The following is a 13,759-nucleotide window of genomic DNA, read 5'->3' as shown; positions in this document are numbered from 1 at the left end:
TTAATTATAATTTCTTTAACCCTTCTTTCCCTCTAAGAGAGTCATAATAAAAGTTGAAGAACACAAGTGAGAACGAGAATTTTATTTTTGACTCGTTGAGCTTAATTACTCAGAACTCAAGACGGGTTGCTCATGGTTATGCCTAAACTTACCCTTAATCATTTTAGTCAGACAGTCCCCGTTTGTGAACAAACGGCTAATCTAGAAACTGTACTGACCACTCTACAATCGGATCAACATGAAATAATGGTAGTGGTTAACCAAAACAAACAACCGTTAGGAACAATCTATTGTCGATATTTAATCTCCTATCTTGTTGAACATTGGCAAAGAACATGGATTGCAGCAAGTCCATCTCCTTCTCTTAATCTTAGATCGCTCATGCTGCCTCTTGCTACCCTAAACGCGCAAATGAGTGTAGATGAATTTCTCTCATTACAGGCGTCTGAGGTACAGCGCAACTCTTCCACAACTTATGGGTTAGTTGATGGACAAGGTGTATTTGTTGGCTTACTCAATAGCTGGAGTTTGCTAAAATCATTGGGAGCTAATACCGAAAAACCTCACTCAGACTTTCTCGGATGGTCATCTCATCCATTGAATCAGTTTTTGCAAGAATTTATCGAACAATTCCCATTACCGATTATGCTTGCGTATGAGCAGAATCAGGTCATTTATCAAAATAAACAATGGTGCGAACAAATCGGCGCATCAATTTCGATAGAAAATCTGAATGTAAGTTCCCCAACACTTCATACTGGAACTTCCCTGACTTCCCCCTCTCAAAATTGGTGGAATAGTATACCTGACCCTTTATCGAAGATTCATGCCGAATTTTTAAAAGAAAATGAATCCTTAATCGCTCAATTTGCGCCCGCTTCTTCAAATATAGCCATAGAAGAATCGGTGAGGTCAGTCGCTATGACTACAACGGAAGCAACCGCAAACTCTTTAATTTGGCAATTTAGCAAAATTCCCTTACATTTTTCCGATTCGCCGCAAAATTCGTTATCTGCCCCACTATGGCTCATTTTAGCGACCGATGTCACTCAACAGCATCAATGTACACAAGAATTAGCCCTCAAAAATGCCGATTTAGTTCACTTAAATCGTCTTAAAGATGAATTTCTAGCCTGTATTAGCCACGAACTCAAATCCCCTCTAACCGCAGTGGTTGGGTTATCTAGTCTGCTGAAAGAACAAAAAATCGGTGAACTTAATTCTCGTCAAGCGCGTTATGCGGAATTAATCTATAAGAGTGGTCGTCAATTAATGTCCCTTGTTAATGATTTACTCGATTTAACACGTCTTGAAACGGGACAACTCAAGCTTAATCCAACTGTAGTTAAGATTCAACAGGCTTGTCAACGAGCCTATGAGTCTTTGCGGGATAAACTTAAAGGAAAAGATGAGCAAATTACGTTTAAGTTAGAAATCGAACCTGGTCTAGAACAATTAGTCATTGATGAATTACGTTTACAGCAAATGCTAATTCATTTATTGGATAATGCCATTAAATTTACCCCAGAAGGCGGTGAAATAGGCATCTCTGTTAATCGTTCTTTAAACTGGATTGCTTTTACCGTCTGGGATACAGGTATTGGTATTCCTGAAGAATATCAGCATCTAATTTTTCAGAAATTTCAACAGTTAGAAAGTCCTCTAACTCGGCAATTTGAAGGAACAGGGTTAGGATTAGTTTTAACTCAACATCTCGCTAAAGCACATGGGGGGGATATTTCTTTTTTTCCCAAGTCGGGCAAGGTAGTCAATTTACCCTGCTTCTTCCTCCTCATCCTTTAGCGAAAGATGATGAACTCCCAATCGATTCTATTTCGACACCCAGTTGTCCGATTATTCTAGTGGTAGAATCGGCAGTAGGTTTGATTAATGAAATTAGTGAACCCTTAACAGAATTAGGTTATCGTGTGGTAGTTGCTCGGACTGGTACAGAAGCACTAGAAAAAGCTCGCCAAGTTCGACCGCATCGCATTTTCTTAAATCCGATATTACCTTTATTATCTGGATGGGATGTTCTAACCCTTTTAAAATCCGACCCTCGCACCAGTCATATTAAAGTGATTATGATGGGGTCTAATGAGCAAAGAATTTATAGTGAACAAAAAGGGGCTGATGGTTTTGTAGCACTTCCTATTGAAAAAAAATCCTTACAGACCGTTTTAGAGCAATTAGCCTTTAGAACCGCTTCTTTTCTCAAAAATGTCACGATATTACGTCTTTATCCTCATGCCAAGCCTGCTGATTTACACTCATTAATGGAGCAAACGGCTCTCGATTTATTGTTTAATGGTCAATTCTCACAACTGAATTATCGTCTTTTAGAAGCGGATAGCTTAGAACAGGCGGAAATTATGGCCAGTGTTTGGAAAATAGATGTGGTTATTTTAGATGATTTAGTGACAGAAGAACCGATCGCATATCTAACTGCCTTGAGTCATTGTGAATCTTTATCAGCTATTCCACTCATTACTATGGAAACCAGTGTAACGGCTGCTGCTAATCAGATTAGTAATTTATCCGTTTTCCCTTGTCTAATTCCTAAAAGCGAAAATCAAGTCGAAGAGTTATTGCAAGTTATACAAATTGCCATTGAGTCTTGAGATCTATCCTTGGTAACAATTTTTGCGACTTTCCGTCTTATAACCAAAAAGTCAAGTTAGAATAATACATCTGATTAACCTTCTCTAGTGGGAGGGAGACTGTGATACTCAATTTTTCGTTTAAGTTAATTGCCGCTAAAGGCAAGCTAGTCTGTTACTTTTCCCTCTATAAAACCTATCGCGTCGTCAGTACCGCCCCTGTAGACGTACTTTGGCAAAAACTGATTAATTTAGCTGATGCGTCTTGGAATCCTTTGATTGCTAGGACAAATGTACCACGTGGCTTAATTCCAAAGCCTGGTCTAATTTATCAAGTCGTGACACGCTTCACTCCCTTTCCCATTCAGTTTTTTGTTGAAAATGTACGCCCTGGAGAGTTACTGAGTATCAGAGTTTTAGCAATTCCTGGCATGGAACAAAAAATAACTTATCAGGTCGAGTCTACCCTATGTGGTAGTTATATTTCCTATTCTGTCACCCTACGAGGTTGGTTATCTCCTTTCATTTGGTGGTTAATTCGTCCCTATTCTGCCCGTGTCGCTGCCGAATTAGCCCAAGCTGCTGAAAGAATAAGTGTTTAGGAATTTACTGTAGCACAACAAGAAACGGGATGATATGAGATACTAGGTTTGAGGTCAATCAAGCGTCAAAAGAAATCAATGCGTATCTCTGTCAACTGGTTAAAAGAATTAGTCAACTTAACCCTAACTCCTGAAAAATTAGCCGAAACCTTGACGGTAGCAGGCATCGAAGTAGAAGATATAGAAGATCGTCGTCGGAATGCTGATGGTGTTGTTGTTGGTAGAATTTTAGAGCGTCAGCCACACCCCAATGCTGATAAATTAAGTGTCTGTACGGTTGACATTGGGCTAAGTACCCCCTCGACTATTGTTTGTGGTGCGCCTAATGCGAGGGCAGATATTTTAGTTCCAGTCGCTACTTTAGGAACCTATTTACCCGCGATTGATATTAAGATTAAATCGGCTAAATTGCGCGGCGTTCAATCAGAAGGTATGATTTGTTCTCTGACTGAATTGGGTGTAGAAAAAGAATCGAATGGTATTTATATTTTTCCCGAAAATTCAGATATTATAGTTGGTCAAGATGTACGCCCTTTACTCGGTTTAGATGACGTAATTTTAGATATATCTCCTACTGCTAACCGCGCTGATGCGTTGAGTATGATTGGAGTAGCGAGAGAAATAGCCGCGTTAACAGGTGCAAAATTATCACTTCCTGAAAGTCTTTTGATACCATCTGTTAAAAGAATTGTACTATCGTCTGCTGACACTTCTTTTCCGTCTTTAGAAGAGACTGAAAACTTGCTCAATAACAAAGATTTTGTAAATATTATCGTAGAAAATAACCAAGCTTGTCTAGCATACATCGGAACTATCATCGAAGGCGTAAAAATTGCACCGTCTCCCAAATGGTTACAAGCTAGTCTACAAGCAGCAGGTGTCAGACCAATTAATAATATTGTAGATATTACAAATTATGTCTTACTTGAATGGGGACAGCCACTTCATGCGTTTGATCAAGATAAGTTAGAAAAATTGGCTAAGGGTGATAGTTTAAATATTGGTGTACGGTTTGCGACTGATGGTGAAACTTTAAAAACCCTCGATGGACAAACTCGCACCCTCAAACCACAAAATTTACTGATTACTGCTAATGATACACCAGTTGCGATCGCGGGTGTCATGGGTGGCGAAGAAACCGAAGTCGATGAGAATACCCAAAATATTATTCTAGAATCTGCGTTATTCGATCCGATTACAATTCGTCGTTCTTCAAAAAGTCAAAACCTACGCAGTGAGTCGAGTACACGGTATGAAAAAGGCGTTAACCCCACTGCTTTAGAAGATGCAGCCAATAGAGCGATCGCACTCATTATAGAACTTGCGGGCGGTGCTGTCACGACTCAATCTATCGCCGATGCTCGTGCTGATTTTAAGAGTTACTCAATTGAACTCCGTCTAGAACGTTTGCATCAAATTTTAGGAGATGTAGAGACGGGAAAAATTCCAGCATCCGATGTAGAAAGAATACTCACCGACTTAGGATGTCAGTTAACTAATGTTTCAGAAACGCCGAAAATTTGGTCTGTTACCGTTCCATCCTACCGTTACCGAGACTTAGAACGAGAAATTGATCTTATTGAAGAAGTCGCCCGTTTATATGGTTATGATCATTTCTGTGATACATTGCCCTCTAACAGCATTGCAGGGGGATTATCCTTTGAAGAACAGATACATCGGAAAATCAGAGAGGTTTTTCGTTCCGTTGGTTTAACCGAATTAGTGCAGTATTCTCTCGTTAAACCGATAAAAGATGAAGTCCAGATCGCTAACCCACTTTTAGCTGAATATTCCGCACTCAGAACTAACCTACTCTCTGGTTTAATTGATGCCTTTGAATATAACGTAGCACAAGGAAACGGGGCCTTAAATGGTTTTGAAATGGGTCGTGTTTTCTGGTGTACTGAAGATGGTATTGCAGAATCCGATCGCATTGGTGGTATCTTAGGAGGAGATCTTTTACCAGAGGGAAACTGGGTAAGAGGTGGAAAACACGACCCGATGACATGGTATCAAGCCAAAGGTATCCTAGAAAGTGTATTTGAGCGTCTAGGATTAACGGTAGAATATCAAGCAACTTCCGAAGACGAACGCTTACACCCAGGTAGAACCGCATCACTATCGTTAAATAAGCAACATTTGGGAATTTTTGGTCAATTACATCCCCAACTACGACAAGAAAAAGAATTAGACGATGCCGTGTATGGGTTTGAATTGAATCTAGATGTGTTAGTATCTGCTTTAAATAAAGACGATACAAAAACCCCTCGTTTTAAAGCATATTCGACTTATCCCGCCGTCTCTCGTGATTTAGCCTTTTTTGCCCCTCTCAAAATATCCGTTGCAGAGTTAGAAAAAACCATGAAAAAAGCGGGGGGAGAACTCTTAGAAACCGTGCAAGTCTTTGATGAATATAAAGGGGCAAATGTGCCAGAAGGTGAACGAAGTCTAGCTTTTAGTTTAGTCTATCGAACCAGCGATCGGACTCTGACAGATACAGAAGTAGAACCCGTCCACAACAAAATACGCGAAGCTTTAGTTAAACAATTTCAAGTCACACTTAGAAGTTAGGATCAATCATTATGCCAAAATACATCATGTGGGGTAGCTATTGCGAGGATGTAATCGAAAAACGTGCGCCCTACCGCCAAGAACACTTAAATGGTCTAGTTTCTCAAAAAGAACAAGGAATATTAGTTACATTAGGCCCAACCAAAGATGTTACGAAAGTCTTTGGAATTTATGATGCAGAAAATGAGGAGATTGTCAAGAAACTCATCGAATCCGATCCTTATTGGAAAAATGGCATTTGGACAGAATACGACATTAAAGAATGGATACAAGCAATTTAAGAAATCTATTATTAGGCTAAGAAGAGATGAAAAAGCAAGTTTTAAGCCATTAGGACGAGATTTGTTAAGCGAGAAGCTCATGACCCATTAACACACAAGGACAATCAAGAATACTCGAATATATCATGATTTTACAAAAATTCCTTCTTTCAATAGAGAGAGAGAGAAAAAAGAAAGTCTCAGGTATATTCATTACAGTCAAAAAAATCTAATTATATTTTTACTTGTGGAGATAGTTATGTCCGAAGCAAACGGAGTTATGATGCAATATTTCCACTGGTATATTCCAGAGGACGGTTCACTATGGAATCAGTTAGCGGAGTCGGCAGAAGAATTAGCCGAAGCAGGGATAACATCTCTCTGGTTGCCTCCTGCTTATAAAGGTACAGGTGGCGGGTTGGATGTCGGCTATGCAGTTTATGATTTATTTGATTTAGGTGAATTTGACCAAAAGGGGTCTGTACGGACAAAATACGGCACAAAAGAAGAGTATTTGCGAGCCATTCAAGCAGCCAAAAAAGCAGGAATTCGCATCTATGCAGACGTTGTACTAAACCACAAATTAGGTGCCGATGAAGAAGAAGAAGCAGAAGCTACACCTTTTAATCCAGACAACCGCAATGAAACCGTAGGCGAGTATCAGAAAATCAAAGCTTGGACTCATTTTACCTTCCCAGGTCGCGGTGATAAATATTCCAGTATGAAGTGGCATTGGTGGCATTTTGATGCGATCGATTACAACGTCTATAATGGCGAGGAAAATGCGATTTATTTGCTCAAAGGCAAAGAGTTTGAGGACAATGTTGACCTAGAAAAGGGGAATTATGATTATCTGATGGGTTGTGACCTCGATATGCAAAACCCCGAAGTTTCTGGCGAACTAAAATACTGGGGTGAATGGTATGTCGATACGACTGACGTTGATGGTTTTCGCTTTGATGCCGTCAAACACGTAAAAGCCGAATTTTTCCGCGAATGGCTCGATCACGTTAGCCATCATGCACAGCGCGAGTTATTTGCTGTGGGTGAATATTGGTCTTATGAAGTCGAGGCACTCCATAGCTTTGTCGAAGCAACAGGCGGTAAGGTGACGTTATTTGATGCGCCACTTCATTACAATTTTCATGCCGCGAGTCAAGCTGGTGATAGCTACGATATGCGCACCATTTTCGATAATACTCTTGTTCAGCATCAACCCACCCTCGCCGTCACGCTAACTGAAAACCACGATTCACAACCCCTACAATCGCTAGAATCAGTCGTTGAACCTTGGTTTAAGCCTCTTGCCTATGCTTTAATTTTACTACGGCGTGAAGGATATCCCTGTATTTTCTATGCTGACTACTACGGGGCCCATTACAAAGACGCAGGCCCTGATGGCAATGAATACGAAATTTGGATGGATAGCCATCGGTGGCTTATTGATAAATACCTATTTGCGCGGAAAACCTACGCCTACGGTGAGCAATACGATTATTTTGATCATGCTAATACCATCGCTTGGACACGCTTAGGCGATGAAGAACATCCAGGAGGAATGGCAGTCGTGCTGAGTAATGGAGGAGATGGTACGAAATGGATGGAAGTCGGGCAACCGAATCAAACGTATATTGATATTACCGAACATATCAGCGAATCTGTGACAACCAATGACGAAGGTTGGGCGGAGTTTCGATGCAATGGTGGCTCGGTTTCGGTTTGGGTTCCACAGTCCTAGTTATTTTTCCTACAGATACTCATAAATCGTACTTCTTTGCTGAAAAGGACGATCAATAGATTGAATGGCTTGTTGCAGGGTATCGACTTCCATACAAGTACCACCCTGCGCCCCTGCCATACTGGTAATATGTTCCTCCATCAGTGTTCCACCTATATCGTTACATCCCCATCTGAGGGCTTCTACGGCTCCATTTAAGCCCAATTTTACCCAACTGGGTTGATGATTAGGTATCCAGTTTCCTAGATATAATCGGGAGACAGCGGTGAGTAACAGGGTATCGGCTAAAACAGGTTGATCGCGTCCAACTCTATTTCTTAAAGGTTTTGGGGCTTCTTGTCCGACAAAGGGTAAGAGAATAAATTCAGTGATGCGGGCGGGATATCCTTGTAGAATTGAGTTTTGTTGGAGCGATCGCAATTGATCTAAATGGCTGATCTGTTGTTCTTTGCTTTCGATCTGACCGCATAACATGGTACTGGTGGTAGGCAGTCCTAACTTATGGGCTAGACTAACAATTTCTAGCCAAGTTTCGCTATTAATTTTCTCGGGACAGATCACCCGTCTTACAGCATCTTCTAACACTTCGGCGGCGGTTCCAGGCATCGATCCAAGACCTGCATCCCGTAAAGCAGTAATTACATCCTCGTAACTAATTTGATCTTCTCTGGCGATAAACTGAACTTCTTGGGGTGAAAAGGCGTGTAGATGAAGCTGCGGAAAGGTTTTTTTAATTGATGTAACCAATTCTAGATAAAAATCTAAACTGGTGCCATTTCGTTTTGCTTCGGAGTTTAAACCGCCCTGCATACAGATTTCGGTTGCTCCTCGTTGTACCCCATCCGATGCTTTTTCTAAAATTTGAGCAATATCTAACCAAAACGCGCCATCTTCTCCATCATCTCGCCTGAATGCACAAAAACTACAATGCTGCTCACAAATGTTAGTAAAATTTACATTGCGATTGATCACATAGGTAACAGTATGACCGACTTGGTTAGCTCGAAGCTGATCGGCAGTCTGTTGAATTTCACTAATAATCTCTGATTTACTTTGTTGCAATAAAGTCAATCCCTCTAAAGGCGATAAATCTTTACCGCTTCTTACTTCATTCAAAATCGTATTAACGGTCTTGGTTGCGCTAGTCACGTTGATCATCTTTATTCTTCCTACACCGATTGTAGAAGAAATCTAATTATTTTTCTGTGCGTAGATTGCTAGGAACCACAACGGGCGAAAGATTACCAATGACTCGCAAATTTTGAGAACGCAGTAACTCAGTAAAATTTAAGGGACGATTTTCAATTTGGGCGACGGTTTCAAGGGCGGATAATAAATGACGGGCGGCTTCTGTTTCAGTGTATCCTCGTCTGATGGCGACAGAGATGGCGGACTCATCTGCATCAAGTTCTTTTTGAAGACTACGGTTACTGCGCCAAATTTGATTAGTGGCGATCGCTGTTAGACCGCCAGCCACCATCATTCCTACTGCGTCAGCTTGGCTTATTTCGATGACTAGCCCTAATAAACCTGCTGCTGCGATCGCTTGATAGATATTCGGTTTAAACCATTTAACCCCAATTAAACCACTAACCGAGCGTAACAAAAGTAAATCGCGCTGTGGTCTAGACAAATTTCGCCAAAGATCGAAATTAATTAAGATCGGTCGTGTTCCTTGTTGCCAAGGCATCGGTAAAGATGTTTCAATGACTTTGGCTTGTTGAGGTTGACTCACAATTTTAGTCATCATCCGCCCCGAAGCAGGCATCAACTCTATTAAATGACTAATTTCAGTATCTAGATTCATACTTGAGCCAGATTTATATATTCCTTGATCATTGAGTATAATGGCTTTCGGAATTTATATCTTTTTTTAAACATTTTTCTAATAAATTGATTTTATAAGAATACCAAAAACGATAAGGATGCCAAACTTGAGAATGATAGCAATCAAAGACGGGTTGATTGAGATATAGCCAGATCGGATGACAGATTTGTTGAGCTTTCCATAACATTGTGAGAAGATCTCCATTTATAGCATTTTTAGCGATCCTTCCCGTAGTCTATGAGAGAGGATTAACCATTTATTATCTATTTACTAATTTGGCAGATCGAGGGCTAAGTTACTTTCACAAGAATTACGGAAGATTTGAAGACTTAATTATTGAATTCAGTAAATTTACGAATTTTCTACCTAGCGATTCGGTTAGCTTTTGCAATTTCTTGTAATACTGATTGTAATGGTGCCACCAAAATCTGGAATCGGGGCGGCTGGTTTAGAGAGTTGCACCTGCACTTGTTGCACTTGATCAATGAGTAGAATTTCATCAGCGATCGCCGTTGCTAATTTTTCCACTAAAGCAAATTTAGACGTTTTAATCAAGCGTTGTACGATATTAATCGCCTCTCGATAATCAACTGTATCATCAATACGATCGCTCATTCCCGCTTTTGATAATTCTACTCCGAGCGTTAGATCAACTTCAAACCATTGACCGAGAATTTGTTCTTCTTTTAGATATCCCGTATAGCCATAACAGCGAATTCCAGTTAAATGTATCGTATCCATCAGTTAGTACTCGTCGGTGAGGGAGAAGGAGGAGTAGAAGTCATAGAACATTGACTTTGTTCATCTGGTGTCGAACTAACCAACACATTTTGTAGTCCATTCACCGCAATGGTTCCTTGCAACGACTGAAGCTCATTTGGAGAGCAGACCTCTAATTTAACGATATTATTCTCAGATGACGGCTCAATGACCTTAACAATGCTATTAGGTGGTAGAGGAATAGATGCAGTTACTTGCACATTATTTGTCGTTGTAGCCGATTGTAGCGTAATTTCTGTCGTTGTTTTAAACACTTGTCCTAATGTTAAGGCTTCTAAAGGCAGAACAGAGGTACTAGATAGAGTGGGAATTGGATCAACTGCAACTGTTGAAACCGAAGTCCGCCAAAGATAAAAACCCGCAAGACTAGCCGTTAGTACACCTAAACCAATGAGTAACGGAGTTAGTAAAGAAGACTTGGGAGGCGAAACGGTAACCGTAGGAGTCGTACTGGGTGTAGAAAGAGGGGTTGGTGAAGTAACTCTAGGGCGCACTGTAAATGAGGGTTCTGTGGGAAATTCGGAGGCCGCGGCGGCATCTTGTTCATTTTCATAGGTTTCCAGGGTTGTTACGTCATCTGAGGGTTGTTCTGTGACACCTTCATAGGTTAAAGGGGAGATGGGATTGATCGCGTTTTGAACTTGACAGTAAAATAGAGCGATCGTTGAATTATCGTGACCGTTTTTTTGATTAGCCAGATCGATTAAACGTTGTCCGACTTCAGTAACATTTTTTTCGCCTTTTAAAATCGGTAGAATCTCAGTATCCCAATATTGTTCAACGCGATCGTAATCACTCAAACCATCAGAACAGAACAGAAAGACACAATCTTCATCTAAAATATAACGCTGTACAGTGGGGTTAAGTGAGGCTGCCGAACTCATGCCCAAAGCTTGTACTAAAGCCCCTGCATTCGGATATTGAATAGCATCTCTATAGATCAGATAACCTAAACGAACTTCCCTAGACGCTAAATCATCATCAACCGTAATTTGATGACAACCTTGTGGGGTGATGCGATAAACTCTAGAATCTCCTACATGACCAATATACATTTGATGTTGATGAGCTAACCCCATGACAAGCGTTGTACCCATGCGTCGTCGTTCTTGGCGTTTTTCAACATCATTACGCCGACTAATAACATCATTCGCTTGACCAATGGATTGACTTAGGGTTTGTATTAGATCAGACTGATTCCATTTAGACCTATTTTTAAACATCTGAGCCACATCGGCTTGTAGAGACTTAATGGCAAGCTGTGAGGCAATTTCGCCGCCCTCTTGCCCACCAATTCCATCACAAACGATCGCTAGAGTATTTTCTTGCTCATCATGGGTTAATGTGGTTCCAGATGGGGGATAACAGGCATCTTCATTATGTTCCCGCATGGTTCCCGTATCGGTGCAGGTATACAGATGATAGGTTCGTTGTTGTGAAGCGGCACAATGTTGCAGGGCCCCGTCTAAAATTTTGAGTAATTGATCAGGGTGAGTAATTTTTTCTGATTCTAGATTTTCACACAACCGGGTTAAAAAGTTTTTGATTTCAGAAGACGATTCAGGTATCCAATTTGACCAAACTTGACCCAATTGTTTTAAGGATAACGATGCTGTCTCATCGCGGTCGAGGGCTAATTCTAAAATTTGTACAGTTGCCCCATTAACCCGTAATAAAGTTGGATCTAATAAACTTGAAACCACCCGTCTTTGCTGAAACGGTTGCCAGAGGTGGGCAATTTGCCATAACCAATAGAGTTGACGCATCGCAGTCGCTTCCGACCATAGCTGTGTTAGCGGTGGGACTAAATCGGGTTGCGGTTCTCCAGATGATATCGGTACTGTACCATATTCGAGCAGCCAAATCGTCATATCTAGGCGATCGTCTGGAGAGGGAACATAGCCGTAAACTTGAGGAACGTGCCAACGATAGGGAAAAAGTTTGAGATAGGGGAGAATGTAGGACGGAAATTCTTCGGGAACCTGGGGTGCTAAAACTGGTTTAGTGTCTAAGACCATTTGAGGGGCTTTGATTAAATAGCGCTCATCGATTAATTCGCCCACTCTATAATAGGTTTTGACCCAATCTCCGAGCATTCTTAAATACCGCCGCACTAATGGGGTACCGCAGTTCTCGCAAACTTGATGAGATAGGGGGTTAGATGCTAAACAAGTTAAGTTTTGGCACTGGATAGTTACCGCCTTTTGTTCCATAAACACTCTCTAATTTCAAAGAGCAATAACTTAGATTGTAATGGCTCTGACTGTGAATCTTGATAATTTTATTTTTATTCCCCAATCATAGCATTATCGTTTTTTTCGAGTTTTCGTCCTTAAAAATAGAGACGTGCCATAACACATCTCTAGACAATAATCAATCTTTTTATTTAGTTTTATCCTTTGTGACTAACTTAAATATTCGGTAATTTTTTGATTGCCGTTTGTCTCTTTTTCAGGAGTTTTGTTTTTTTCCATTGCTTCTGACCATTGTTTACTCAAAGTAATTAAATCAGATGGCATCATGACAACCGTAGTTGTATTATTTTCTGCTCCAATTTCAGTTAACATCTGTAAACGGCGTAACTCTAAAGCAGCAGGGTTTGCCATAATTTTTTGAGAAGCTTCGGCTAGTTTATGTGAGGCTTCTTGTTCTGCTGAAGCTTTAATAATACGAGCGCGTTTTTCTCTTAATGCTTCGGCTTCTTTTGCCATGGCACGTTGCATCGATGTCGGAATTTCAACATCTTTCATTTCAACTCGTTCGATATCAATGCCCCAAGGTTCAGTGATTTCGTCAACAATTTCTTGAACCTTATGATTAATTTTATCTCGATCTTGTAGCACATCATCTAAGTTGTTTTGTCCGACCACATTGCGTAAGGTTGTCATCGCAGCTTGATAGACGGCATTTTGATAAGATTCAACTCGGTTAATGGCTTTAAAAGCGTCAATAATTCGATAGTAAAGAACCGCATTTACTTTAATGGTTACACTATCGGCTGTTACTGTTTCTTGTGGAGCAATATCAACGGTTTTAGTCCGAATATCAACCTGCATTTTTTGGTCAAGTAATGGCAAAATATAGTATAAACCTGGCCCTTTAGTAGCTTGATATCTTCCTAAACGAAAAATTACCCCTCGCTGATATTCTCGATCAATTTTACAGCCGCTTAAACCGACGCTGGCAAGCATTAAAAAACCGATTAATACTAGATCCATATTTGCATCCTTGTACAGACGGGTTATTTATAGCGCGTCTCTACGTTGAAAGATACTTCTATTCTAGGCAGTGATTTAAACAATTAACGAAGACTTAATAATACTTTCTGCTTTGGATAAGTACAAGATAATTGCTAGATATGCTATAAATGGATCTTTGTG

The 13,759-nt window shown here is 40.4% G+C and carries 12 protein-coding genes; 6 read left to right on the top strand and 6 right to left on the bottom strand.

Features of this window, described 5'->3' with window-relative positions; genetic code table 11:
- Window positions 1-138 precede the first annotated feature (138 nt).
- The 6 genes from CFPU101_RS03040 to CFPU101_RS03020 all read left to right on the top strand — a co-directional run bounded on the left by CFPU101_RS03040 (window position 139) and on the right by CFPU101_RS03020 (window position 7,771).
- Window positions 139-1,803, top strand: a complete 1,665-nt coding sequence (locus tag CFPU101_RS03040) for a sensor histidine kinase KdpD (protein ID WP_242577739.1) — start codon at window positions 139-141, stop codon at window positions 1,801-1,803.
- Window positions 1,804-1,862: 59 nt separating this feature from the next.
- Complete coding sequence (locus CFPU101_RS25385) at window positions 1,863-2,621, top strand: two-component system response regulator (protein ID WP_242577738.1); 759 nt, start codon at window positions 1,863-1,865, stop codon at window positions 2,619-2,621.
- Between the two features lie 101 nt (window positions 2,622-2,722).
- The gene (locus tag CFPU101_RS03035; RefSeq protein WP_206813866.1) at window positions 2,723-3,202 is read left to right on the top strand and encodes an SRPBCC family protein; all 480 of its coding nucleotides are present in this window, start codon (window positions 2,723-2,725) and stop codon (window positions 3,200-3,202) included.
- 78 nt (window positions 3,203-3,280) lie between these two features.
- On the top strand, window positions 3,281-5,773 hold the full coding sequence (gene pheT / locus CFPU101_RS03030; RefSeq protein ID WP_206813865.1) for a phenylalanine--tRNA ligase subunit beta: 2,493 nt from the start codon (window positions 3,281-3,283) through the stop codon (window positions 5,771-5,773).
- 11 nt (window positions 5,774-5,784) lie between these two features.
- Window positions 5,785-6,054, top strand: coding sequence for a YciI family protein (locus tag CFPU101_RS03025; RefSeq protein ID WP_206813864.1), 270 nt, complete (start codon window positions 5,785-5,787; stop codon window positions 6,052-6,054).
- A 238-nt stretch (window positions 6,055-6,292) separates the two neighbouring features.
- Entirely contained in the window at window positions 6,293-7,771 is a 1,479-nt protein-coding gene (locus CFPU101_RS03020; protein ID WP_206813863.1) for an alpha-amylase, read from the top strand.
- 9 nt (window positions 7,772-7,780) lie between these two features.
- On the opposite strand, the gene cofH is transcribed toward CFPU101_RS03020, so the two are convergent.
- The 6 genes from cofH to CFPU101_RS02990 form a co-directional block, all read right to left on the bottom strand.
- Window positions 7,781-8,926, bottom strand: a complete 1,146-nt coding sequence (cofH, locus tag CFPU101_RS03015; protein WP_374191929.1) for a 7,8-didemethyl-8-hydroxy-5-deazariboflavin synthase subunit CofH — start codon at window positions 8,924-8,926, stop codon at window positions 7,781-7,783.
- Between the two features lie 40 nt (window positions 8,927-8,966).
- Window positions 8,967-9,578 (bottom strand): DUF3318 domain-containing protein, encoded by a 612-nt coding sequence (locus CFPU101_RS03010; RefSeq protein ID WP_206813861.1) that lies wholly within the window; start codon window positions 9,576-9,578, stop codon window positions 8,967-8,969.
- A gap of 28 nt (window positions 9,579-9,606) precedes the next feature.
- Complete coding sequence (locus CFPU101_RS03005) at window positions 9,607-9,786, bottom strand: hypothetical protein (RefSeq protein ID WP_206813860.1); 180 nt, start codon at window positions 9,784-9,786, stop codon at window positions 9,607-9,609.
- A 191-nt stretch (window positions 9,787-9,977) separates the two neighbouring features.
- Window positions 9,978-10,340 carry a dihydroneopterin aldolase gene (folB, locus tag CFPU101_RS03000; protein WP_206813859.1) on the bottom strand — a complete coding sequence of 121 codons (363 nt, stop codon included), beginning with the start codon at window positions 10,338-10,340 and terminating at the stop codon, window positions 9,978-9,980.
- Window positions 10,340-12,592 (bottom strand): PP2C family serine/threonine-protein phosphatase, encoded by a 2,253-nt coding sequence (locus CFPU101_RS02995; protein ID WP_206813858.1) that lies wholly within the window; start codon window positions 12,590-12,592, stop codon window positions 10,340-10,342. The genes folB and CFPU101_RS02995 overlap by 1 nt, the downstream gene beginning before the upstream one ends.
- Window positions 12,593-12,784: 192 nt before the next feature.
- Window positions 12,785-13,597, bottom strand: a complete 813-nt coding sequence (locus tag CFPU101_RS02990) for a slipin family protein (RefSeq protein WP_206813857.1) — start codon at window positions 13,595-13,597, stop codon at window positions 12,785-12,787.
- Between the last annotated feature and the right edge of the window lie 162 nt (window positions 13,598-13,759).

This window comes from Chroococcus sp. FPU101 (genome assembly GCF_017312365.1).
In the GTDB taxonomy this organism is placed as follows: domain Bacteria; phylum Cyanobacteriota; class Cyanobacteriia; order Cyanobacteriales; family Microcystaceae; genus Chroococcus.
This window is presented reverse-complemented; position numbering and strand designations above follow the sequence as displayed.